Source organism: Paenibacillus sp. 01T442, assembly GCF_056398345.1.
The window spans coordinates 70,281-95,008 of the sequence record NZ_JBFTPF010000018.1 but is presented as its reverse complement, the minus strand read 5'-3'; the positions used below and the strand labels follow the sequence as shown (position 1 = coordinate 95,008).

The window sequence follows — 24,728 nt, the reverse complement described above, 5'->3', positions numbered from 1 at the left end:
TTTCGTCGATTTTCCGAAATTTTTCGCTAATTCTCAAAATCCCTTGCTAATATTGTATAGGTTTTGTACAATTATAATCAAAAATCTATACATAATCGAGGTGCTTATTCTAATGGATAAAGAGCAAGCAACGGCTTTAAAAGAGACGCATGGCGATAAGAAACTTCTATCATTGATGACGGCCATTGAAAGCTCCCTTGCCATGATTGAATTCGACATGGAGGGCACCGTGCTTTATGCCAACAATAACTTCGCGAGCTCCATGGGTTATCAGACATCGGAAATGCAAGGAATGCGACATGCCTCGTTCTGTACGCCTGAATTTCGAAATAGCGCTCACTACCACCAGCTGTGGGAAGGATTTCGACAAGGCAGGGCGTTCCAGAACAAAATCCACAGAGTGCGAAAAGACGGGCGTCTTATTTGGCTTGAAGCCACTTATATGCCGATCCTCGGTGAAGATGGACTACCATCCGGCGTGTTGAAGATCGCGACTAACATCGACGAGCGAGAACAGGCGGCTGCCCGATTGACAGGGGATCTTTTGCAAATGTCCGAGGATCTGCTGCATCGGGCACGGGAAGGCATGGCTCGCAGCAAGGAGATCGAAGAAGCGGTTGGCAACGTCGTATCGGGCTCCGAGGAGAATATGGCTGTTTTACTTCAATTGGAACACCAGTCCCATTCCATTCGCAAAATCGTACGATCAATCAAAGACATTGCTTCGCAAACAAATCTTCTTGCCCTTAACGCGGCGATCGAAGCGGCTCACGCAAAGGAGCACGGTCGAGCTTTCGCTGTAGTCGCGAGCGAGGTGCGCAAGCTTGCAGCCCAAGTCGAACAAGCGACTAAGGAAGCAAGCAATTACGTCGAAGAAATCGAGGCCCATGTCCGGGAAGTCGGGGAAAGCACGAAACGCTCGCAGATTTTTGCTTCCGAGAGCCAGAGACGAATTCAGCAAGCTGTAGGAGAGTTCCAGGACATCGGGAAAGCCGCCAATGAGCTCGATGGGAAAGCGAACGAAATCAAGTTGATCCTGAATTAACAACAAATCCGATTACAACGGGAGGAAATGCCAATGAGCTGTCAGGGTTGCGGACTGAATGAGTTGCTCATCGAAATTAAAGTTGAAGGGGCCCATAACCGGAATTTGTTGCGTGATATGTCTAATCTTATGCGAGTTAGAAACGCCTTGCACCATGCGAATGAAGACACTTTAACGATTAAAGAGTTCGGAGCTCGTGAGCTTGCGGACTTTTGCAACGATCACCTGGATCGAGAGAAAATGAGAATTCGGCTGCCAGGAGAGGACTGGAGGCCCATGTCGGAGCTTCCGGTGATTCCTGAAACGAAGTGGATCGACAAGTTAATCGCTGAACGTCAAGTTTGCATGTATTTTCAACCTATTGTTGACAGCGAAGAACGGATTTATGCCTATGAAGCCTTGGCGAGATTCATGGACGAAGACGGTTCCTTGCTATATCCGAACATCGTCTTCCCGGCTGCTAAGACACGTGGTCGGCTATACGCTTTAGACCGGCTATGCAGGATGAAAGCAGTAGAAGAAGCTGCGCCTCTTCGGGCCAAAACGTTTATTAATTTTATACCGACGTCCATTTATTCTCCCGAATTTTGTTTAAAGTCCACCATCGACTTAGCTGCAAAACTGAACATTGAGCCTTCGCTGTTTGTTTTCGAAGTTGTTGAAACGGAGAAGACCGAGGACTTGGCTCATTTGAAGCGTATATTAGCGTTTTATAGGGAAAAAGGGTTTAAATACGCCCTCGATGATGTCGGAGAAGGCTTCAGTACGGTGGAAATGCTGGTGGAGCTTAAGCCTCAATACATGAAATTGGATCGTACCCATGTACATGGAGTCTCACGAAATTCAGCGATGCAGCGGATGGCGGAACTTTTCCTCGAAACAGCTTTACGCATCGGGTCAGTACCGCTAGCGGAAGGGATCGAATCCAGAGAAGATTTCGAATGGTTAAAACAACGAGGGTATCGGCTATTTCAAGGCTACTTATTCGGAAAACCCAGCCTTCCTCCGAGCCCTCAACAGGAGGTCCAGACTTGCAAGTTCTAAATCACCAAACGTTATTCCGCATGATCTTGGCCGGAGCCAACGAAATTATTGCGAGGGAAAAAGAGTTGAACGCTATCAACGTTTTCCCCGTTCCTGATGGGGATACGGGAAGCAATCTTGCTCATTTAATGCGAATGCTCGTACGGGAGATGAAATGGAGCGATACCTCCTCCGAGATGCTCGAAAGTATGAAACGGGCTTGTTTAAGAGGATCTCGCGGCAACTCAGGGATGATTTTCTCCCAGTTTATCCTTTCTATGTGCAGTTATATGGCCGCTCGCCCGGAGCTAAAGAAAGCACAGTTTATTGAAATGTGCGAGCAATCTGTGGCGATGTCTCGGCGTTCTGTGCATGAACCGAAGGAAGGAACCGTGTTGTCAGTCATGGATGACTGGGTCAACGTTCTTCAAACAGCATTCGCTCCTTCGGAGGGGCTTGCGGACATGTTGCAACGCTCGTTCGCCGAAGCGTGTATTTCGTTGGAGAATACGAAGCACCAGCTGGACGTACTTCGAAAGCATAACGTCGTCGATGCGGGAGCGAGGGGCTTTATCCATTTCTTGCAGGGATTTATCGCTTCATTGGACGATACATTCCCGGTTGCTGGAAAGGTCTTTGAAGAACCGGAACCATTCGCTTCATCTGGCGTCGCTGTCCACAGCCATTCACATGAAGTCACAGATTCCCTTGCGTATCGTTATTGTACCGAATTTTTGTTCGATATCAGGACGAATTTGGAAGAAGTCAAAGGGCATATCGCCACTATGGGTAACTCGATCGTAGCCGTTGGTGAGTGCCATCAGGGCAAAATCCATATTCATACAAACGTTCCTGCACAGGTCGCCGAAGTCATTCAAAATCACGGCTGGATCGTCTATCAGAAGGTTGAAGACATGAAGCGGCAGAACGACATGATTTACAACCGCCAAGCGTCCATTGCCCTTGTGATCGATTCTGCCTGCGATATACCAGAGTCGTGGCTAGATGACTATCAGATTCATAGGATTCCTCTACATCTCCAGCTCGGTCGTTCGACATATCTAGATAAAGTAACCCTTCAATTAGATACATTTTATGACAAGCTCGACGGGATGACCGATCAACCGACCACCTCGCAGCCTGCTCAAGAAACCATTACGTTGCTCTATGAACAGTTATTGACTCATTATGACCATATTATTTCTATTCATCTATCTAAGCCGCTAAGCGGCACCTACGATGCATGCCGACAAGCAGCCGAGCGCATTGATTCGGACAGAATACATGTGGTAGACTCGAGGACTTTGTCAGGTGCTTACGGGCTTATCGTTCATCTAACCGCGGAGGCCGTTAAAGCAGGCAAACCGATTGACGAGGTGCTTGATTTGCTAGCTTCGTCCATACCTCGTACGGAAATTCTCGTGAGCGTCCCAACATTGAAGCACATGATTAGAGGCGGAAGAGTAAGCCCGCTTCAAGAGAAAATCGGGAGATGGCTCGATATGAAGCCTATTGTATCAGTCAATCAAGAAGGCCAATCGATCCTGTATGGCAAAACCTTTTATAAACAATCCAATCTTGGCAAAATGCTGAAAATGATCTCCCTCATCCATCGCCGTAATCCAATCCAACGCTATGTTATCCTTCATGCTGGAGCTGAGGCGGACAGCACGCGTTATGTAGAAGAAATGGTCCGGATGACTGGACAAAATCCACTGTACATCACCGGGGTAGCACCTGTCATCGGGCTGCATGCAGGCAAAGGAGCGGTGAGCGTTGCCATGATGCTAAGCAGCGAAAATACGAGGAGGAATACGTAAATGTGGACATTGTATGGAATCAGCGGAGCTGCTGTCTTTATTTTTATGGCCTTATTATTCTTAGTAGCACAAGTCAAGAAAGACAACTCGATTGTAGATATCGGTTGGGGCTTAGGATTCGTCATCATCGCACTGACGACGTTCGGGTATCAAGAAGATTTTGACGGTAGACAATTGCTTATTACGATCTTGGTGTGCATATGGGGTATTCGGTTGGCGGTCTATCTATTCATTCGTTCTATGGGTCGCGGGGAAGATTACCGCTATGCCAACTTCCGTAGACAATGGGGGAACCGCGCAACGCTCATCGCCTTTTTCCGCGTCTTTATGATGCAAGGATTCATTATGCTGCTGCTCGCATACCCGATCATTCGCGTTCATTCGGAACAGAGCAGCGTCTTTGATCTAGCTGCTTACCTAGGTTTGGCTGTTTGGATTGTCGGGTTCGGGTTCCAAACGATTGGAGATTGGCAACTTCGACAATTTAAGAAGAACCGCCGGAATCAAGAAGAAGTGCTGACAAGCGGGTTATGGCGCTATACTCGCCATCCCAATTACTTTGGCGAAGCCGTTATGTGGTGGGGAATCGCACTGATCGTCCTCCCTTTACCCGGCGGTTGGGGTGCGTTAATCAGTTCCCTGTTGATTAACCTTCTACTTATCAAGGTTTCCGGCGTACCGTTCCTCGATCGGCGTTACGCGCATAATCTGGCTTACCAGCAATATAAAAGAGAAACGAATCGATTCATACCATGGTTTCCTCGGATCGAAAGCCGGTAAACTGTCCTCTTCCATGCTACAAATAATTCTCGTTTATGGTCTTAACTAAGAATCACTTTGTGCATGGAACAGAACCACATTCAATCAGAGGGTTGTCATTCAAAGCAACTTAATCAGCTCTTCTAGCTCCTCAACCAATACTTTTGCAAGTTCAAAATTCGTATCTTTTAAAGCCAATTCTATTTTCATTTCAACTGATTTTTTATTTTGTTCATTTTCTAGATAGTCTCTATCAAAATGACTCGCATATATCATCTGTCTAAATTTTCGCATACTCATTTTTCTAATCGTCTTATCGTCAATGATCAGAACATAATCCATACCATTTACAACAGAGTAGAAATCATGCGAAATCATGAGAATCGCACCTTTATAGTCCTCAATGGCTTTCTCCAGTGCTATTTGTGTATAGGTGTCTAAATGGCTTGTCGGTTCATCAAGAAGCAATACGTTTGCTTTACTGGCAGAAACTTTAGCTAATTGAAGCATATTTTTTTCCCCACCAGATAAAGATGCTATCTTTTGATTAACGATTTCTCCTTCAAAGCCATAGTTTGAAATAAACGATCTAACCTCATCATACGTTTTAAACCCAGCATCGATGAATTCTTCTAGTATGGTATTAGAATCCTTTAGCACTTCGCCTTGATTCTGAGATAAATAAGCCACTTTAACATCAGCATTTATTTCAATTGAATCGTGATTATTTGTAAAGATATCGCGGAGTAAAGTCGTTTTCCCGGTACCGTTTGGACCAATAATGGCTACTTTATCCGTAGATTTTATCTCAAAGTTCACATTGTCTAAAAGCAACTCATCAAAGGTAACACGATAATTATTGACATTTACAACAATGGTGTCTTCAATCTCATTTTCAATACCAAAACTAATCTTCGGTTGCTTAATATCAACAAAAGGCGCTTTAATTCTACGCGCTTCCAATCTTTCTTGAAACCTAACTCTAGCTTTTAATGCTCTCCCTCTAGAGGCTTCTGAATTATACGTTGCGATAGCTCTAAGATTATCAATAATGTTATCGTATCTCTCAATTTCTTCTTGTTCAGCGACTGCGATTTCTTGCAACTCAATTTTTGTCTGAAGTAATGAGAAATTATACTCAATATACCGCCCATCAAACTCTTGGATCTCCATGTTTTCAAGGTGTATCATTTTGTTGAAACAATGATTCAATAGATATCGGTTGTGCGTAACAACTAGCAGCATTCCTTTGTGAGAATTAATCAGATTTTTAAGCGCATTTAGGTTTTCAAAGTCTAAAAACACATCTGGTTCGTCCATAATCATTAGGTCTGGACTACTAAGCATTTCCTTCATCACTTGAATAAGTTTGAATTCCCCACCACTCAGGTCGGATACCCTAAGATCTTTTAGCTTCATGAGGTTTGCTAGATTTAGTTTTTTATGAATGTTGCTTTCAAAATCAGCCCCACCGATTGTATCAAATGTGTCTAAAGCTAATTGATACTTTTCTAATAACGCATCCATATCCGATGCTGTTTCCATCTCCGTACAAATCGCTGTTATTTCATTTTGTATCTTAATAAATTCTTCCCCTATATATTCAAAAACTGTTGTTTCTTTCGTTTTGTCGAATTGTGGGAATTGACTTACATGCCGAATATTGCAAGTCGGGTCTATTTCTAACTTGCCCTCGAACAAATATCTTTCTGGATCCATCAGTATATCGATCAATGTACTTTTCCCACTGCCGCTTGTTCCTATAAAAGCGCAATGTTGTCCCTCTTCAAGCGTAAATGAAATGTTGTTATATAGTTCTTTTTGCGGAAATGAGAAGGATAAGTTTTCAACTTTTATCATAGTATTACCTTTCTTTATAACAAAATTTGTGACTATTTTTAAAAGTATTGCAAAATATAAATTTTGAATTCCATATGCCCACCATTCTACCACACATAGCGGAGAAAACAGAAACGATCCGAGTCACGCGGTTCTAGCCGAGCAGTTCTACTTGCAACCCAAAGACCCGTTCCTGACGCCCGAGCATCGGATCACCTGCTTCGGCTCATAAATATAGACGAATAGTCACTTATGCTCATCACCATTTTGACTTAGAATTAACGTAGAAGATTGAAAAAGGCTGGGATTGCCATGTTAATCAAAAGAGACAAATGGTTGCAATATCGCATCCTTCGCAATGGGTCCTTTCTCGCCAGACGGTTGCCAAAAACACAGTTGCTTAAGAAGAACGCCTTATCCAAGATGCTGCATCACTATCAGAGCGTCGTACTGAAACCTCGCGACGGGAGTTACGGAAGGGATATCGTGTTCATTAAACGGAACGGTGCAAACGCCTATCGTATTCATAACGAGAATAATGCTGTCACCATGAGAGACACTGATAAGCTACTCAAATGGCTCCGTAAAAAAAACAGAGGTCGAGGATATATTGTCCAAAGGCGTCTACAGCTTGCTCAAATTGGGCACAGGCCGTTCGACATTCGGATAATGGCTCAGCGAAAAAAAGGCTCTTCATTCACTTGGAACGTGACAGGCTCATACGCGAAAGTTGCGGCGCAAGGTTATCTAGTCACGAATGTGACCAGCCGCACCATCCCAGTGCTTGAGGCGCTAAAACTAGCCCGAATCGGAGATCGGAGCTTGCTTATCAAAGCGGAACGCATCGCACTATTGGCTGCCAAACGACTGGGTGAGCGTTACCCCAAGCTTAGACAAGTCGGGTTCGATATCGGCATCGACAGGAAACGGCGGATTTGGATCATCGAAGGCAATTACAACCCGGACTTGCGCCCTTTCCGGCTCTTGAAAGATTCCTCGATGCATCGCAGAATATTATGGTATAAGAAACATTAAAACAAAAAAGACGACCAGCCTTTTATCTTTGGCCTGTCGTCTTTTCATGTTTGGTACCTATTCTTAATAATGCCCCGCTTGGGAATTCACTTGCGTCTTGTGCCACTTACAACGCGCGTCACTTGGAACCTATTTACCCCTACCTGTATAATGGCAAACTGGCTGAAAGAAGTGCCGGAAGAAGTATAAGGTTCCGCTTCAATATTTCCACTCGGCGTTTTAACCGTTGCGGAGATTTTAGTCACCAAACAGACTCCACGGCTAGATGCTCTCCAAGTCTCGTCACGCTGAACACTATAATTGTCGTCACTACAAAAGATGGATGCATATTCAACTGTCCCAGACGCATTAAACGAAGTGGAGTTAAATATCTGAACGGGGTCATAACCCCCAGGTCCTCTATTTCCCATCCTCAAAGCCTCCTTTTTTATTGATATAGTTCAGTAGATGCAATTGATATCGTTTTGGTAAGGTATAAATGTGGACAAGGAAAAAAAGTACGTTTGTCCGGTGGTCGCGAGGATACGGCAGCTTATGACGTGCGCAATAGAGAGTATTTCCTCGAGAGGTTATGCACAAGTAACGGCATGTTTTTGAAATAAAACAAAGGGCACTCTCTAGAGTGCCCCTGGCTAAAACCCACTGTTTTCAGTTTTTTTGACCGATCGCTTCAAGACCGATATCGATACTTTCTCCGTATACATCTATTTTCATGGCTAAGAACGAACGTAGGAATTGTGACGAGATTTTTTATGATGTAATATCGTCGAAATTCAGCAAAAGGCGCAGCTCCAGCCCTTTTTCGTTTGTTGTTAGTTCTTGCATGATCGGAATCGTCATATCGGTATTGGGGTTGTATTTCAGGCCCCAGTGCATAATGGCAAAAACGGCAGGAAACAGGTCAAGTGCCTTTTGCGTTGGTCGGTACATGGTTTGTGCGCGGTTAGTATCTCCTTCTATCTTGACGAGCAGGCCTGTTTCAACGAGTGATTGGAGCCGTGCACTCAAAATATTAGTTGAGATCTGCTCGCGTGAAGCAAGAAACTCGCGGTAATACCGCTTGTTATGGATAAGGACGTCACGAAGTATGACTAGGCTCCAGGGATCACCCCATATATCGAGCGCATATACGATTGGACAGACTGTGGAAGGTCGCTTTTTCATGAGAATGATTATACAATTCGTGCTTGCATTTTGCAAGTTTGTACTTGCATTTTGAAAGTACAGAATTTATACTCGGTGTGTAGTCAATAATTAACGAGAGGAGATAACTTCTATGAATCAAAGTTACAGTACTTTTTTTAAGGTAGACCAAAGCCCCGAAGAAGTCTTCGCCGCCATCAATAACGTCCGCGGATGGTGGTCAGAGGAAATTGAGGGTAGGACCGACGAACTCGGTGAATTTAAGTATCACTACCAAGATATTCACCGCTGCGCCATCCAAATCACCGAGCTTGTTCCAGGTGAAAAGGTTGTTTGGCACATTACAGACAACTACTTTAACTTCGTAGAGGACAAGAGCGAGTGGAAGAATACCAACATTGTCTTTGAAATCGCCAAGAAGGACGGCAAAACAGAAGTTCGATTTACGCACGTAGGCCTCGTTCCCGCGTATGAATGCTACGCCGTCTGTACGGACTCCTGGGGCATCTACATAAGCGGCAGCCTTCGCGACTTGATCACCAAGGGTAAGGGCCAGCCCAACCAAAGCGAGCAAATTGTAATCAAACACGGCATAGAAAATTCTTAAAAACCCCATGCCATAGACCGAAGCTCGGCGCTTAGCAACTTGTGCTGCCTCTTCTGAAAGCGTCGAGCAAAGTATTGGCAATAGTCACAGGGTGGGATTACCATGTTTATTGAAATGAAGTTTATTTAAGCTGCTGTAAGAGACTCTGTCCATATTGTGGCGCTTTTACATCAAAGTTATCTGCAACCGTTGCCCCAATATCCGAAAATGTCTTACTTACCGGCAGCTCACTTTGCCCAGTGAAACTTTTGCTGTAGATGAGTAAAGGAACATATTCACGGGTATGATCTGAACCAGCATGAATGGGGTCATTGCCATGGTCAGCCGTAATTATGAGAAGATCATCTTCACTCAGTTCCGCGAGAACTTCATTTAATCGCTCATCAAATTGTTCTAGTGCTTTCCCATAACCAATCGGATCTCTACGATGTCCATAGAGTGCGTCAAAATCAACAAGATTCAAGAAACTAAGTCCTGTAAAATCAGTATGAATGATCTCCATGAGTTTATCCATGCCATCCATGTTGGACACTGTGCGCAATGACCTAGTAACACCTTCGCCATCATATATATCTGAGATCTTGCCAATCGCTAGTACATCGAGCCCAGCATCCTTGAGCTCATTCATCACGGTTCTTCCATAAGGTTTCAAGGCATAATCATGACGGTTCGATGTTCTCTTGAAGTCTCCAGRCTGTCCGAGGAATGGCCTCGCGATCACTCTGCCCGGCGTGATTTTCACCGCCTGCCATTGTTCATTCGACAGATCGTAATAGTAGATATCCCCGACGTTGTTAAACCGCCGCTCCAGCGAATGTTCGCTTCCCACGAAGGTAGCCTTCATTTCCATGATGCCGAGTGCTTGTCCCATTGCATCCTCGTCTGGAGCTCTACCTGTCTACTCATAATAATATTTTTTGGTAAGCCATAGCCGAAACTTTTTGCTTTTCACTTTCAAGCATTCAAAGTGATTGGCGCTCGGTACTTTGGCGTAGGCTTCGCTTATCTCGTTGCGGAAATATTCAGCTTCCCCGCACAGTCGGACGAGAATGTCCGCTTGCTTTTCCTTCTCTTCAGTTTTCCCGCCAGCATTGCCTGAATGCTCTGGTTCATACAGGCTCCTTAGCTCAACGCCATCCGTTTCCTTGACGGCTGTTCTTATGGCAATCTGCGACAAGTCCTCCTTTATCGAACCGGAGTATATAGGCGCTGCGGTTCGTATGATCTGCATTCCACGGGCATGTTTTAAGCACGTATTTGTCGACTTTGTTCTGCCAGCGACCATTAACGGCAACCTCCAGCCCGTGCTGATTCACCCATGTTTCCATATTAAGTTGTGCAGATTCAATATGTTTCCTTATTTTCGGCGCTTCTGTATGAGGCGGCCTTAGCTTCTTTGTCAGCTCTTCAATCTGTTCGGCAGATACAATCTCTAATGTTTCCGGATTCTCCGGCAACCCTGATATGCGGTGCGGACGCTCCAGCGTGTCATCACCCTTGCAGGATTGGGTGCCGTAGAGCTTACAAATGCATCACCTTTTCATCGCTATAATGCCAGTCCACCGTTTCAAGGAACTGCTTGATATGGTCCCGGCTGTAACTGGCGATCAACAAGGTTTTGAAGTAGGTGTATAGTATGAGATACAGTTCGTGTATAAGGCGCTTATCATCTTCATTACTCTTCTTGAGTCTTTAGAAGGGGTTACCTCTCAAACGGTCTTAAGATGAAATGGGCCCTCCTTTTTGAAGAGCATCTGTAGAATCGCGTCTAGTCTCTGAGCAAGTCTCAATACTGTTAGTAAGCATGTCCCTCCTCTCTACGAGTGTTTCGTAATCTGACCTATTCTGAATTGGAGTCACCTCCCTTCCTTGTGCGCGGCTGCATAAGCTTCGGAAGAAACAAATGGGATCTCCAATTCGGAAACCTATTTCCAGTTCTATAGGGCTACCCTTACTTTGATGGTAATCGATTGGGGCTGCCCTACTTTCTCGTTGTTCCATTGTAGCTACCACCAAAAAGCGAATCGTACCCTCAGGATCAAAAGATGTTTTAAGAAATTCTATGATACTTTGTTGTTCTTCCTTATCCATAGTAAGTCTTCATTTCCCATAATACGGTTGTTGCCATCTGTTATTTTTCTTTCGTTTTGAAGTTGATTTGCGAGATAGTCAGATTATTAGAACTGCTTCTTATTCGTAGTGTTACAAAATCCGACATTAATCTGTCGATAAATAGCGATATTTCAACTTTAAGATCAAAATCGGAGACAATTTTTGTTGCTATTTTGGTACTTTTGTACTATCATTCGATGTGTTTGTAGAAATGATACCCATTTATGGGATGATTGAGTTGGTTGCATCGAGGATTCTTCCAGTAAATTATCTCCAATTTTCTTGAAGGGAGTTTACTATGAAATTAAATATCAGAATTTTTAGATTAACAATAGGCAAAAAGTTAATGGGGTCATTTTTAATCATTGCTATCCTGCTGGGGATTACTAGTGGTATGTCATTTTATTACTTAAAAGAAATAGACCGTTCMGATTCCGATTTAATCGAGAGACGCGCGGTTATCTTGTCAAATGCACAAGCCATGCAGCTAGAAGCTGTACAACAATCCAGTAGAGTACGCGGCTATCTCTTGACAAAAGATTCACTATTTAAAGATCAATTGCAAACATCCAATGATAACCTGTCTAAGCTAGTCAATAAAACAATGACGTTGGTCCAAAGAGAGGCGGATAAAGAGAAGCTAAGAAAATTAGATGAACTCAACCTGCAGTTCAAACAAAAGTATGATCAGTTGCTGCAGATGGTTCAAACTAACCAAAACTCAACCCAAACGATGGATTTTTATAATAATGTTGTACTGCCTTTAGGGAGACAACTAGAACCAGTTGCTGATGAAATAGCCCTCGGACAGAAGAAATTAATGGACGAAGGAAGTAAGAACAATACCGAAACGACCAACATTGCAATTGCGAGCGTTTCAATTCTAAGTGTTATTGCATTTATATTATCGATTTTGATTGGTTATTTTAGTTCACGTATGATATCCAAACCAATTGTTATTATGGAAAAGTTCGCCCAGAAGATAGCATTAGGTGATGTATCTGTATCAAACATTCTGGTGAAAAACAGGGATGAAATTGGCTCTTTAGCTGACTCCTTTAATCAAATGAAGGAAAATCTCAACAATTTGGTGAGGCAGATTAATCTAAGCGCTGAGCATGTAGCTGCATCCTCGGAGGAATTGACAGCAAGCGCAGAACATACTAGTCAGGCTTCCGAAACAATTACTTCTACCATTCAAGCGGTCGTCGTTAGCGCAGAGAGACAATCATACAGTGTAGAAGAAAGCGTACGAGCAATGAATGAAATGTCCGCTGGGGTACAGCAAATCGCCGCAAATACACAAGTAGCTTCTTCTATGTCTATGCAAGCCGCTCAAAAAACATTGGAAGGAAACAACGCCATTCATTCGGCGGAGGAACAAATGGGATCGATTCAAACTTCATTTAATCAGCTTACTGTTGAAGTAAAAGAAATGAGTGAGCGTTCAGGAGAAATTGGACAGATTATCAACGTGATCTCCGATATCGCAGCCCAAACCAATCTACTCGCTCTAAACGCGGCGATTGAAGCTGCAAGAGCAGGTGAGCAGGGACGCGGATTTGCAGTAGTTGCGGGTGAAGTTCGTAAGTTAGCCGAACAATCATCACAATCTGCTGAGCAAATTACGCAGTTAATTACGCATATCCGAATTGGGATTGAGAAGACGATTCAAGCGGTGGAGAGCGGAACCAAGGAAATTAATGAAGGTATCCGTGTAGTACATACTGCAGGTGGAACTTTCGAAGAGATTAAGGAATATGTAGACCAAGTAGCCAGTCAGGTGCAAGAGGTCTCAGCGGCCTCGCAACAAATATCGGCTAGCTCAGAACAGATCGTTCATTCCTTTGAAGAAATTTCGGAGGGATCGAAATCAGTGGCTTCCGGGTCTCAAAACGTATCCGCTGCCACTGAGGAGCAATTGGCGTCCATGGAGGAGATTTCCTCATCTGCCGCTTCTCTGTCTAAAATGTCGGAAGAACTACAGGCGCTAGTTGGTAAGTTTAAAGTATAGTTGGGGGTACAACATGATCGACTCCATGAACAAGGTTAAGATAAATACTTGGTTAGCTCGGAAGACTACTCCCTTTACTGTAGTCTTCTTCTTCCTTATATTTGTAATCATATTAATTGACGAGATTAACCCCACACAAAATCTGACGAGTATGTATCTAATTCCCTTAGTAGTTGCAGGCTTTGCATTCTGGAAGAACATGTTTATACAATTTATTGTATCTGGCGTTTTGTCATGGGTTCGTGATCATTTTGCCCCATATGGTCATGATCTAAGTATACATTTGGTTGTATCTCATTGGTTAACCTACACATTGGCCATATTGTCCGTATCCAATTCGATAAAGTTTTATATTAGGGAGAAAGAGAATACACTTAATCTAACCCTTGCACTAGCCAAATCTTTGGATTCTAGAGATACTCACACAGCGTTTCATTCAGAGAATGTTGCAAAATATGCATTTAAAATAGCTAAAGAAATGAAGCTATCTAGCAGACAATGCGATCATATTTACTTAGGAGGTCTCCTACATGATATCGGGAAAATAGGGGTGCCGGAATCTATTTTATCGAAGCCTACACCACTAACAAAGGATGAATATGACTCTATTAAACAACACTCTATCATCGGTTATAACATGGTTAAGCATATCCCCTCGTTCGAAAAAAGTGGTATTTTGGATATGATCTTATATCATCATGAACGGTTTGATGGTACTGGATACCCTGGTAGGTTAAAGGGTGAGCAAATTCCCCGATTAGCCCGTATATTGTCTGTCGCTGATTCTTTTGATGCGATGACTTCTACACGGGTATATAGAAACAGGATGGAACTGGAGTATGCCGCCAACCAGATCCGAAAAAATAGGGGGACACAATTTGACCCCGAAATTACCGACGTTTTCCTAAAGATACTGGAAAAAGAAGGATCGAACATTTTATTGCACATAGAAGGCATCAAAATGGGCCCGTATTAGCCTTATACCAAGCTAATCGGGCCTTTCTATGCCATTGTCACTTTACCCGCTCCAACCTCTACCTTGCCTCTTCGCCCTTCCGCACGAAAAATTTCGGCATCACTTATGATACGGTTCCCCGTAACGAGGTATCGGCGAAAAATCAGCCAAAGTGTGTCGCACGGCGGCCTATATGATCCCCAAAGTACTATTTTGCCGCCAGTAACTTTTACCATCCCATTATTGATTCCTTATTCTTTCCCTTCAACAATAATGCCCCTATAGGCTGCTCCTTTGAGGCGATGCTTCACAGCTTCTTGATAAGCTGGGCTGTAGTACCATGTCTCAGCTTCTTCAAAGCTTGGGAATTCCATCTTCAATTCATTTGTATTTCCATCCCTCAACTGTCCACATAAAACCATCATATCATCAGCGCTTTTTGCATACTTGATTCGAGTTGTACAATAAAACAAGGGCACTCTCTAGAGTGCCCCCGGGCTAAAACCCACTGTTTTCAGTTTTTGTTGACTGATCAACGAAGACTCTTGTGGGTTTCTCCCCAGATTTGTCTGTCCAATGACTTGCACCATTAACACCTTAGTGGATGGACTCAACTTTCGCTAATGATAACTTCCCGTCTTCCATCCGGTATACCTTGTCGCAGTAGGTTAGCAGCCGCTCATCGTGGGTTACCATAATTGCCGCTTTATGGCGTGTTCTCACCTCATGAGCGATCAAGGAAACTACTTCATGGGCACGCTTGGTATCAAGGCTTGCTGTAGGTTCGTCCGCCAAGATGACATTAGGATCGTTAATTAGAGCCCGGGCAATGGCGGTACGCTGTTTTTCTCCCCCAGATAGCTCCTCAGGGAAGCTCTTCAGCTTTGTGCCTAGACCCAGTTCTTCAAGCAATTTTGCAGCAAAAGCTTGATCTGCTGCACGAACCTTTCCCGACATCCGCTTGACGACAAGCAACTGATCAAGTACGTTCAGGTATGGAACCAAATTCGAAGCTTGCATAATAAAACCAATCTCATGCAATCGGATGTCGGATAGTTGGTTACCTGACAATTTCGATATGTCCTTACCATTTAATATAACCTCACCCTCGGAGGCTCTAAGCAGTGCGCCCGCAACGGATAAGAAGGTGCTTTTTCCAGAACCGGATGGTCCTACGACCGCGATGAATTCGCCCGGTTCCACTTTAATGGATACGTTATCTAGTGCCGAAATACGATTCAATCCTTCATAGTAATACTTTGATGCCGCCGTAATTTGCAATCCCTTAGTCATTATTCAACCCTCCCAAGCGCCTGCAGCGGATCAATTTTCGATATCTTGCGAACCGATACCAACGAACTAAGCAATGAAATCACCAGCAAAACGATCGAATACGTGAAAACCAACTTTGTGTCAAGCATGAAGGGCATGCCTTTTGGCATGATTGCCGCTGTTCCATAAGTCAGGATTATGCCAACTATAATGCTAGAAAGCGACAAAACGAACACCTGTGAGACGACCGCTTTGCCCAAGAACCCATTTTTGGCTCCGATCGCTTTCATTATCCCGAACTGGTTGGTCTTCTGCATCGTAAATACATAGAAGAAAACGCCAAGTACGAATGCTGAAATCGCAAGCAGGAACGCAAGCATCATCATGATCGTGCCATTCTCTTCTTTGTAGCCAGGCATTCCCTGTACCGCTGCTGCACGAGTAACAATATTGGTACCCGATAGCTGTTCATTGATGGCAGTAGGATCAATATCATTACCTTGAAGCATTATCGCATTGACTGGGATCGTGACTCCTTTGTCCGAGCCAGGTGCCGCAAACGCAATTTTTCGCCACTCTGCAATGGGTGTAAAAACAGCTGCTACGTGGTTATAAGTCTGATCCTTGACGAAACCGACAATAGTCAATGACTCCGTCGAGCCATCCAGCTGGAAGGTGTCCCCCAACTTAAACCCCTCGTCTTTCATGGTGTCATTTACGATAACCTTCGTCATGCTATCTGATGTCAGTCTCGAACCTTCTATTGTCACCGGTTCTAAAAAACTCCCCGGCTCAATCCCAATAATAGCTATATCTACTTTATCCTCACTCAACTTGCTTTTTCCTTTGATGGCTGATGCCATGATGGTTCCCATTGACGACACGGCATTTACGTTCGGGATCTCTTTTAATCTCACTGTCAATTCATTAGACAATAAAGACTTACTCATTGAAGCTTTCGAGCCTTGTTCAAAAACTACGTAATCTGCCTTCATATTCTTGAACGTCGAAGCCGCTAGTGTAGATAACCCATTCCCCAAACCAGATAGTATGAATACCAACCAAGAAATAAGCACAAAAATGATGGCAATCATCAAAAACCTTGTCTTGTTGTGTTTCAATTCCCTCAATGCCAAAAACATAATCTATCCCTCTCCTCCGTAAAAATAAATGACACGAGTGTCAAATTAAGCCTCCCTCGTCTGACAAGTATTTATTATAATCTTTATTTGACACGGGTGTCAAATAAATTCGTACTCCTTAGTGTCTCCCTGCCCCTCCTAACCACATTTKGTACAATAACTTACTCCACTGAGATATAGGAATATTCATCATATTGGGAGTATCGATAAGGTTAAAAAAGACACCTATTATCGCAGGGAGTGGGATGCTTGGATTGAAGTGCCCCTCTTCCTGTGCACGAACGAACAATCGCTCAAGTTGATTTTTTAAAGTCATATGTGCTTGCTCAACAAATTCAAGATCATCGGCCGCCGCTACAGAACTAGCTTTATTAACTTTGTGCGCATCTCCAAGCAGTTGGTGAAAATTCGCCTCTTCCAGATATATAGTAAGCAGACTCTGCAGGGCATCCATGCAATCCGTATCATCAATAGCCGACGCCTTTTGTAGTACATTTTCCATTACTCGTTTCATACATGCAGCAACAATCTCTTCTTTATTGGCATAATATTGGTAAATTGTACTCCTTGCTCCAACCAGACTTCTCGATAACAATTTAAGCTGAAACCCCTCATAACCGTGTTCGAGAAGCACTCTCTTGGTTTGGTCAAGTAACTCCGATTTTGTAAAAGCCTGCTTTCTTCCCATGTTAATCACCGTCCCTAATCGCTAACATACTCGACATTATAACAGAAATTACGCCCTATTTGTGATAAGGTTCACCGTAACGCTCATAACGGCGAAAAAGACGAATGGAGCTGTCGCGGCCAGCTCCTATAGTCCCTTGCTCCATCATTTGATATTTCAAATTGCAGTCAAAATGGCCGCCAGCTTCGGATTGATGGACAGGCTTAAATCGTACACTTGGCTGCCCGACTGAATTCCTGCATTTCGCCGTGCCGAATGTATCATCGGCATAATAACCAAACGGGGTTTCCCAAATAAAAGGAAAACCCCGTTTGCTAGACTACCTGTTATACAAGTTATAAATGATAACTGCTGTTTCAGCCCTTGTTGCTGTAGCCTTCGGATTTATTGAATTGCCGCTGCCTTCTATAATTCCAGCTTTAATCAAAGCTGCAACATTATTTAATGCGTAACCGCTTATTTGTGCCGAATCAGAATAGCCCTTCAGTTCCGATTCGGAAGCATTTGCCAATTGTCTTCCAGCCTTATTCATAGCTCTTGCTGCAAGAACAATCATGTCTTCCCTTGATATCTTGGCATCTGGATTGAAATTATTGTTACCAACCCCAACTGTAATTCCAAGAACCTTAGCTGTTGCCAGAGCTTCTGCATAATAGGCACTTGAGCTTACATCTGCAAAGTTGCCCTGTGTTTTTGCAGATAACCCAAGAGCCTTAACAAGCATGAGTATGAAGTCTGCCCGCTTAACATCGGCAGAAGGATCGAAGGTTGTTTCAGAAGTACCGTTAATAACACCTTTAGATGCCAAAACTTCGATTGCCCTACTTGCCCATGAATATCCGCCAATGTCTCCAAAGCTCTTCTTCACATGTGCCACTGCATAATTGCCGAAGTGTGTTGTTTTAAAGGTTACCTTACCCGTTCTGGAATCATATTTGCCTGTTGGTACCGCCACTGCCTTTCCTGCTTCATCAATGTACCATACGACGATATGTTCTGGATCGGCAAGCTCAGCTGCTGTAGGCGTATACGGTATTTCCACGGTAACAGGCGCTTCAGGATTGCTCCATGATATCCTGCTGCCGTTTATACTTACATTGAGTTCTACTGCAGGTCTCATACCTATTTGTGACTTTACTGCCTTATCAATCACTACGTTTGTATCTGCTTTTGCTAGGGTGAGGCTTATACTCTGTGCCCCTTTTACATCTAATGGTGTGAGCATGTTTCCAGGTATTGATACCTTACCGAGTTCCGTTGCTATTTCGATCTTCTTTGATGCATGTTCTGCCATCAGAGCTGGTACCGTGAAGACCGCTTCATATGCACGGGCTCCCTCAGCCTTCGGTACATTGATTATTGCTGTATCCGATGTTTTGAGAGCTTTGGTCAATGCATCTGCATCAATGGTAGTTGAAGCTACGCCTGCATCATTCACTACAGGTGCAGATGCCTGAATTGTACCCGGAGCATTTTCTATCGGCGTTGTTGGCGGTGGGGTTACTGGCGGTATTGTTCCCGGTGTTCCGGATGAATCACCTCCGCTAGGATCGCTTCCACCATTACCGCTTCTTCTGACGGTTACCAAACATGTTGCTGTCTTACCTCCGTCTTCGGTTGTTACGGTAATTATCGCTGTTCCTGCTGCCACAGCGGTTACCCTACCATTACTGTCGACTGTTGCAACACTGGAATTACTGCTCGACCATGTTACATTCTTGTTTACTGCACTGGACGGTGTTATGGCAGCTGTCAGCTGTCCGCTACTTCTTACCGTCAAATCCATTGTGTTCTTGTCAAGTGTTACTCCATTTACTTTCTTCGCTGCTTCCACCAGTTCCTCATACTGTCTTTCTGCAACTGCCAGTTCTTCATAGTTATCCACTAATGCTTTCGGATCATCAGACAGTTCATTATACGCTTGCCGTGCAGCATCGATATCTCCCTTGCTTTTCAAGGTAACCACACCGATTGCATGAATCAATGCCTTTACTGTTTCCACTTCTGCATCAACAACTCTTATCTCCTGTTCATACATAAGCTGCGGATTAGCAACACTGATCGCTCTTACAACCACGGTTCCTACGCTAATTGCTTTTATTAAACCTTCGTTCGTTACGAGGAGTACACGTTCATCACTGGAAGTCCAGCGAATGTTCTTTATTGATGCATTATCGGGAGTAACTGAAGCATCAAACTGAGCAGTTGTCCCTTTCTCGATGATAGCTACACCACCTCGCACCTCAAGACTGGAAACTGGTATGGGAGCACCGATATAATCGGTTACCGTTACTTCACTACTCGCATAAACAGCATCAGAAACCGTAGAATACGCCTTAATGATTGCCGATCCTGTTGTTATACCCGTAACAACACCTTTATTTGATACCGTTGCTATTTCAGGGCTTAGGCTGACAAATGCAACACTTCCCTCATTTATATAGGGTGGATCTGTAAGAATAGCAGCTGTTTTCTTATGGTTTCGCAAAACAGTAAATTTTTCAGAAGCAAACTGAATGGAATTAACAGTTGTTTCTGCCAAACTTCCAATGACCTCAAATTCATATAAAGAATATCCAAACGTGGAACCGCGCTTAATACCTTGCATACGAACGTATCTTCCCTGTATCGGCTCATCAAATACATACCGCTTCCATCCGGCAGCACCGCTTTTTTCATAGACTACATTCGTTACCGAATCGCTCTCATTGTACACCTGAATGTTATACTCTTTACCATAAGCTGCTTCCCAAAGCAAGTTAATCTGATAAATATGGCTTTGAGCACCTAAGTCAATGGTATACCACTGATTGTCTGATCTCGCAGACGCCCAACGCGTTGATGGATCTCCATCTATAGCAGCTTTAGGATCGCTATTCGTGGTGTCATTGCCGCTTGTTGTTGCGATTTTTCCAAGTGCAAGATTTTGAAGTACAACTCCATCTTGTCCGCTTTGTGCTTTAAACGAGAGAACACGGAACTCATAAAGTGAATAGGCAGCAGGTGCTTGTGTACCACTTAATCTAACATATCGATATTTTTGTACTTCATCAAATGCAATCCAGACATTACCGCCCTTACCGTTCGTCTCCGTATAAAGATTTACCCAGACGTTGCCATTCAGAGAACCCTGAACCACATAATTGGTTGCATATTGCTGCCAGTTAAGCTCTATTGCTCCAAACCCCTTTGGTGATCCTAAATCGACCTGCAGCCATTGAACATTTCCTACACTGGATTCCCATCGCGAAAGATAATCACCATCTGTCGCTTTATTAGCAGTGTAAGTACCATTGGCAGAACTTGCAGAAGTATTTGCGTTAAGTGCGAGGTTTTCTGAAGTACGGACATGAATATTTGCACTTACATCTTCCTTCGTTCCAAGAACCTTAGCTGTCAGAACCGCTGGTCCGAGTGCCCCAGCATGCAATGCCCCTGTTGAAGAATTCACTGTAGCAATATCCTTATCTGAAATCGTATAGTTTATTTCACCGGTCGCATTCATCGGTGCCAATTTGACGACCGGGGCTAAATTATACTTCATAACGGCTTCTAGCTGCTTATCCTTAAAACGGATCTTTTGTATGGGTGCAATTTCATGGACATAGGATAAGTGTAGGTCGGCAATCGCAATTGAATCGGCTTCACCGCTTATTGTAAGCAATAGGTAGTTCGTACCATCCTCTAATTCAGGAATGTTGTAAACCACTTTATTGTAGTTCCCATAATCACGACCGGCAATCTCTTGACTGGAAGCAACAGGCATATAGCTTTTCCCGTCTTTGGAAGACATAATCGAAACGGTACCGCCATTTGCTTTGGCGATAAAAGCAGTAAAATTGGCATTTCGTATATTGGTATAACTATAAAGCATCGTTGCATGTTCAGAGCCGTTTTTTATCAGAATATCCTTATCCCCGCCGAATTTAACACCATCTCCCTTTATATAGGCGGCATCACCTTTTACCTCATAGGTTCTGGAATCATCCAGCATCGTATCCATTACAAAACGGTCAGAAGACCAGGCATAATTGATTACCAGTTTTGAAAGCTGTGGTGCCCAAATTTTGGTATTATTGGAAACGGAAATCTTAATAAACTTTATGGAGCGATCCAATTCCGCTGAATTGGTATATACAACTTTACTCCATTTATCTTTAACTACGGTTCCGTTTTTTGTTGCCGGAATAGGAATCCAGTTCTCATTATCTGTTGAACCAAAGAATTGAAGGATGGTATTATCCCCTGCACTAGCCAAACCATAATCATAGGTTGTCAGTTCAAAGTCTTTTGGCGTTGGCGTATAGTAGGTTACATATTCCTCTCGTCTTGGATTCGTTTTATCAGCATCATTTCTCTTAAAACGAGTAGAATCTCCATCATAATAAGTATTCGCATTGGAAGCGTCGAATGCCCATCCACCGGAATAACTGACCGTCTTGGAGAAATCTTCGAATTCTTCGATCAAAGTACGTGTGTTGCCAATACGATAGGATATTTCAGGCGATAGGCTGCCTTCCCCTGAATCATTCATTGCTTTAACTGCAAAATAATAAGTCGTATTTGCATTTAATCCTTTGATTTGCGCTGTATTTCCGAAAGTAAAAAGCGATTCCGTATAATTTCCACTTTCCGTACCGTAAACCAGTTTATAACCTGTTGCTCGCGAAGCTTTTGCAAATTCAAGACTCAATGTGACATCGTTTAATGCCATATTTGTAATAGATGTTTCTCCTGGCGCCTCAAGTGGTTGGAAGGCAAACTCAGCTTCGATCGGATTCCCAAAAGAATGATCGACATCCAGCTCAAACCTAATTGACGGAGAAGTTTGAATAACTTTAATCCGGCTATCTTTAGATATAACCCCGACAGCTGCCCGATTAATATCCACGGTAATTGTGCCCGAATTTCTATTTGTCGTATCTGAAAGAGCAAAGCTAAGTTTATGATCATCTTCTTTTATCATCATAGATGCAGCTTTATCAACAGTAAGATAATCTTTTACACCCATTGCATCAATGGATTGATCACCATCTTGCCAGAAGTTTGCGCCAAGAGTATGGAGCGTTTTCTCATATACAGCGTGTACATTATTATCCTGGCGGATGATTTCAATATCGCTGGAATCTGCATAGTTTTCAACCTGCTCTGCGGTCATTTCAGGCAATAGAACGTATGCATAGCTTTCATTCACCGGCTTTGAGCCATGATCAATCCACATCGTAAGGTAATCGGCTGATTGCACATCTTCATCTACATTATAAGAGCMCAAATCCGTCCATTTTCCTTTACGGGTTTCACGGACTGCGCCGATCTTGGTTTCTTTCGGGAAATAAACGCCAATATTGGAGCCTTTAACATTTCCTTCTATTAGTGCCCACCTGGCATTATCGATTTTACCGTTCCAGCCAAGCTTGTTCGACTGTTTTTCTCCATTGATAATTAGAGCATTATTACCTGTAATATAATGGTTGTCAATCGTAGTTTCAACATTGTTATTATGTGTAGAAGTAATACCTGATCCTAATGCTACAACTTCGTTATCAAACATAAACCACGATTTTTTTGCGCTCACTTTTGTGCTGCCGGATGAAATCTCCAGGCCGGCAGTACTGTAAGAACCATTAAGCGTGGTGCTTCCTGCAAAGGAGTTTGCATTTTTATGGCTGCCAACCGTGATGCCATTAACGGCAGTTACACCAGCAAGCCGATACCAGTCAACTGTTGGTTTTTGATAGGTATACTGTCCAATATCAGGTGTATACACATAAGTCTGTCCAAGACCCGTATACCAACCTTTTGTATTACTATCCCCTTGCTCAAAGGTTGTGATATCTTTGCTATACATAGAAAGACCAAAAGAGAACTTGTCTGTAGTATGAACGGTTCTTACACCTTTACCAAAGGTATAGCTTTTTCCCGCATTGGAAACCGGCTTGATTGAATCATCCTTAAGGATTTCCAAAGTTTTGGAGAGATTATATACGGGGAACATATACCATGCAACACCAGCACCCTCATTTAAAGTACGTATTGCATTTTCATTATTCATCCATTCCTTAATCATTCCTTTAAATCTCTTGCCCGTTTCCTCAGATACCGATTCGGAGAACAGTAGAACATCGAGGCTAATGGTAATGCCAGCATAGGCATCGGTCGTATCTTTACGGGTGATTTCACGTCCCCTTACCATATCCATGAAGACGCCTTTATACATAAAAGGCACATAACTTTTTTCCACGATGGTACTCATATTATCTCTTTCAGGGCCGGTAATTTTCCATGGAGAGTCATCAAGCATATAAATAAAGTGACTCACATCGGAGAATGCTTCTTTACCATAACCGCCATTATAAACAACATTTCCGTGCTGCATAAAAGTACCGTCTTCATAATAGCCATCGCCGCTTTTAACATATCCCATAAAGGAAGGAACATCATTTTTTACATATGCAAGGATTGAACTATCTTTAAGAAGAATTCCCGAATACATGCGGACACGATCTCTCCACAAAGCATTTGCACCCACATACATATAGGGGTCTCCCCCGACTTTGGTCGCTCCCCGATAAGCAGTTGATGTATAAGCCTGGATCTGTTCTGCTGTCAGATAATCATACATAAGCAGAACTGTCTCGCTAAAATAAATCGGCCCCCCAATTTCCCAAGTAAACCAATTCCCATAGGAATTCGTTTCTACTCCTATCTTAAAATGATTTTTATAAATATAATCCATTCCGCGGAGTATCTCATTTTTCAATCTTTCATTCTGATAAAGTTCACAGCCTTTCGTCTGAAGGGCTAATGCCATAAACTTAAGGCTTCGGATCGTGAACTGGGTATTATTTGAATCACTATATGCAGAACCGCGATTGCCAAGCATATATTCCTTCCAAAGGTAATCATTGTCGCCCCAATCCGGTGTAGGATTAGGATTGATCCTGTCAAGAAGATCCTGCGCCACATTATTGATAGCGTGAAGCAACCCTTGCATACTCGGGTCCTTGGGATCATAATCACCGCCCATAGCCAAATACCGCCATTTTTCTCGCAGTTTATCAAATTCATCGACTGTTTTCCCTTGGGCGGGAACCGTTACACTGTTCAAAACCATGGTCAGCATCATTAGAAACGCTAAAATAATACTCAATAGTCGTTTTTGCTTCATAACGACTCTCCTTCATAAAATATTTTCAAGTGAAAAAAATTAATACACTTCATACCGGATTGTCGTATTTAGGCCTTGACCTTTGCCGCTGCCGGCGTAATCAAGC

At 43.3% G+C, this 24,728-nt stretch carries 17 protein-coding genes and 1 pseudogene; 8 read left to right on the top strand and 10 right to left on the bottom strand.

Annotation, left to right across the window (positions count from 1 at the left end):
* The first annotated feature begins 112 nt into the window (after nt 1-112).
* From AC1DLM_RS16780 to AC1DLM_RS16765, 4 genes are read left to right on the top strand one after another with little or no spacing between them, the layout of a single operon-like run.
* Nucleotides 113-1,045, top strand: a complete 933-nt coding sequence (locus AC1DLM_RS16780) for a methyl-accepting chemotaxis protein (protein ID WP_477570613.1) — start codon at nt 113-115, stop codon at nt 1,043-1,045.
* A gap of 33 nt (nt 1,046-1,078) precedes the next feature.
* Nucleotides 1,079-2,089, top strand: a complete 1,011-nt coding sequence (locus AC1DLM_RS16775) for an EAL domain-containing protein (protein ID WP_477570612.1) — start codon at nt 1,079-1,081, stop codon at nt 2,087-2,089.
* Nucleotides 2,077-3,888 (top strand): DegV family protein, encoded by a 1,812-nt coding sequence (locus AC1DLM_RS16770; RefSeq protein ID WP_477570611.1) that lies wholly within the window; start codon nt 2,077-2,079, stop codon nt 3,886-3,888. Before AC1DLM_RS16775 ends, AC1DLM_RS16770 begins: the two co-directional genes overlap by 13 nt.
* Complete coding sequence (locus AC1DLM_RS16765) at nt 3,889-4,668, top strand: DUF1295 domain-containing protein (RefSeq protein WP_477570610.1); 780 nt, start codon at nt 3,889-3,891, stop codon at nt 4,666-4,668.
* A gap of 99 nt (nt 4,669-4,767) precedes the next feature.
* On the opposite strand, the gene AC1DLM_RS16760 is transcribed toward AC1DLM_RS16765, so the two are convergent.
* Complete coding sequence (locus AC1DLM_RS16760; RefSeq protein ID WP_477570609.1) at nt 4,768-6,507, bottom strand: ABC-F family ATP-binding cassette domain-containing protein; 1,740 nt, start codon at nt 6,505-6,507, stop codon at nt 4,768-4,770.
* A gap of 291 nt (nt 6,508-6,798) precedes the next feature.
* Between AC1DLM_RS16760 and AC1DLM_RS16755 the strand changes: the two genes are divergently transcribed.
* Nucleotides 6,799-7,521, top strand: a complete 723-nt coding sequence (locus AC1DLM_RS16755; RefSeq protein WP_477570608.1) for a YheC/YheD family protein — start codon at nt 6,799-6,801, stop codon at nt 7,519-7,521.
* A gap of 86 nt (nt 7,522-7,607) precedes the next feature.
* On the opposite strand, the gene AC1DLM_RS16750 is transcribed toward AC1DLM_RS16755, so the two are convergent.
* Complete coding sequence (locus tag AC1DLM_RS16750) at nt 7,608-7,931, bottom strand: hypothetical protein (RefSeq protein ID WP_441990081.1); 324 nt, start codon at nt 7,929-7,931, stop codon at nt 7,608-7,610.
* A 340-nt stretch (nt 7,932-8,271) separates the two neighbouring features.
* Complete coding sequence (locus AC1DLM_RS16745) at nt 8,272-8,685, bottom strand: winged helix-turn-helix transcriptional regulator (protein ID WP_477570607.1); 414 nt, start codon at nt 8,683-8,685, stop codon at nt 8,272-8,274.
* A 112-nt stretch (nt 8,686-8,797) separates the two neighbouring features.
* Here AC1DLM_RS16745 and AC1DLM_RS16740 point away from each other — a divergent pair, with 112 nt between their 5' ends.
* Entirely contained in the window at nt 8,798-9,271 is a 474-nt protein-coding gene (locus AC1DLM_RS16740; RefSeq protein ID WP_441990079.1) for an SRPBCC family protein, read from the top strand.
* Between the two features lie 121 nt (nt 9,272-9,392).
* On the opposite strand, the pseudogene AC1DLM_RS16735 reads toward AC1DLM_RS16740, so the two are convergent.
* Nucleotides 9,393-10,010: pseudogene (locus AC1DLM_RS16735) on the bottom strand (phosphopentomutase); the annotation flags it as partial.
* Nucleotides 10,011-10,169: 159 nt separating this feature from the next.
* Complete coding sequence (locus tag AC1DLM_RS16730; RefSeq protein WP_441990078.1) at nt 10,170-10,556, bottom strand: hypothetical protein; 387 nt, start codon at nt 10,554-10,556, stop codon at nt 10,170-10,172.
* 1,125 nt (nt 10,557-11,681) lie between these two features.
* Between AC1DLM_RS16730 and AC1DLM_RS16725 the strand changes: the two genes are divergently transcribed.
* Both AC1DLM_RS16725 and AC1DLM_RS16720 read left to right on the top strand, forming a co-directional pair.
* The gene (locus AC1DLM_RS16725) at nt 11,682-13,397 is read left to right on the top strand and encodes a methyl-accepting chemotaxis protein (protein ID WP_441990077.1); all 1,716 of its coding nucleotides are present in this window, start codon (nt 11,682-11,684) and stop codon (nt 13,395-13,397) included.
* Nucleotides 13,398-13,410: 13 nt separating this feature from the next.
* Complete coding sequence (locus AC1DLM_RS16720) at nt 13,411-14,373, top strand: HD-GYP domain-containing protein (RefSeq protein WP_477570606.1); 963 nt, start codon at nt 13,411-13,413, stop codon at nt 14,371-14,373.
* Between the two features lie 230 nt (nt 14,374-14,603).
* On the opposite strand, the gene AC1DLM_RS16715 is transcribed toward AC1DLM_RS16720, so the two are convergent.
* From AC1DLM_RS16715 to AC1DLM_RS16695, 5 genes are all read right to left on the bottom strand, one after another.
* Nucleotides 14,604-14,831 (bottom strand): DUF1330 domain-containing protein, encoded by a 228-nt coding sequence (locus tag AC1DLM_RS16715; RefSeq protein WP_441990075.1) that lies wholly within the window; start codon nt 14,829-14,831, stop codon nt 14,604-14,606.
* A gap of 118 nt (nt 14,832-14,949) precedes the next feature.
* The gene (locus AC1DLM_RS16710) at nt 14,950-15,645 is read right to left on the bottom strand and encodes an ABC transporter ATP-binding protein (RefSeq protein ID WP_441990074.1); all 696 of its coding nucleotides are present in this window, start codon (nt 15,643-15,645) and stop codon (nt 14,950-14,952) included.
* Nucleotides 15,645-16,766: an ABC transporter permease gene (locus AC1DLM_RS16705; protein ID WP_477570605.1), complete on the bottom strand. Its 1,122-nt coding sequence runs from the start codon at nt 16,764-16,766 to the stop codon at nt 15,645-15,647. The genes AC1DLM_RS16710 and AC1DLM_RS16705 overlap by 1 nt, the downstream gene beginning before the upstream one ends.
* Before the next feature lie 118 nt (nt 16,767-16,884).
* Nucleotides 16,885-17,454, bottom strand: a complete 570-nt coding sequence (locus AC1DLM_RS16700) for a TetR/AcrR family transcriptional regulator (protein WP_477570604.1) — start codon at nt 17,452-17,454, stop codon at nt 16,885-16,887.
* Between the two features lie 319 nt (nt 17,455-17,773).
* Nucleotides 17,774-24,622, bottom strand: a complete 6,849-nt coding sequence (locus AC1DLM_RS16695) for a polysaccharide lyase family 8 super-sandwich domain-containing protein (RefSeq protein WP_477570603.1) — start codon at nt 24,620-24,622, stop codon at nt 17,774-17,776.
* Nucleotides 24,623-24,728: the final 106 nt, after the last annotated feature.

Excerpts from the sequence above, each read along its gene's own strand:
- AC1DLM_RS16780 (WP_477570613.1), top strand. The coding sequence starts at position 113 with ATGGATAAAGAGCAAGCAACGGCTTTAAAAGAGACGCATGGCGATAAG.
- AC1DLM_RS16775 (WP_477570612.1), top strand. The coding sequence starts at position 1,079 with ATGAGCTGTCAGGGTTGCGGACTGAATGAGTTGCTCATCGAAATTAAA.
- AC1DLM_RS16765 (WP_477570610.1), top strand. The coding sequence starts at position 3,889 with ATGTGGACATTGTATGGAATCAGCGGAGCTGCTGTCTTTATTTTTATG.
- AC1DLM_RS16760 (WP_477570609.1), bottom strand. The coding sequence starts at position 6,507 with ATGATAAAAGTTGAAAACTTATCCTTCTCATTTCCGCAAAAAGAACTA.
- AC1DLM_RS16755 (WP_477570608.1), top strand. The coding sequence starts at position 6,799 with ATGTTAATCAAAAGAGACAAATGGTTGCAATATCGCATCCTTCGCAAT.
- AC1DLM_RS16750 (WP_441990081.1), bottom strand. The coding sequence starts at position 7,931 with ATGGGAAATAGAGGACCTGGGGGTTATGACCCCGTTCAGATATTTAAC.
- AC1DLM_RS16745 (WP_477570607.1), bottom strand. The coding sequence starts at position 8,685 with ATGAAAAAGCGACCTTCCACAGTCTGTCCAATCGTATATGCGCTCGAT.
- AC1DLM_RS16740 (WP_441990079.1), top strand. The coding sequence starts at position 8,798 with ATGAATCAAAGTTACAGTACTTTTTTTAAGGTAGACCAAAGCCCCGAA.
- AC1DLM_RS16730 (WP_441990078.1), bottom strand. The coding sequence starts at position 10,556 with ATGGTCGCTGGCAGAACAAAGTCGACAAATACGTGCTTAAAACATGCC.
- AC1DLM_RS16720 (WP_477570606.1), top strand. The coding sequence starts at position 13,411 with ATGATCGACTCCATGAACAAGGTTAAGATAAATACTTGGTTAGCTCGG.
- AC1DLM_RS16710 (WP_441990074.1), bottom strand. The coding sequence starts at position 15,645 with ATGACTAAGGGATTGCAAATTACGGCGGCATCAAAGTATTACTATGAA.
- AC1DLM_RS16705 (WP_477570605.1), bottom strand. The coding sequence starts at position 16,766 with ATGTTTTTGGCATTGAGGGAATTGAAACACAACAAGACAAGGTTTTTG.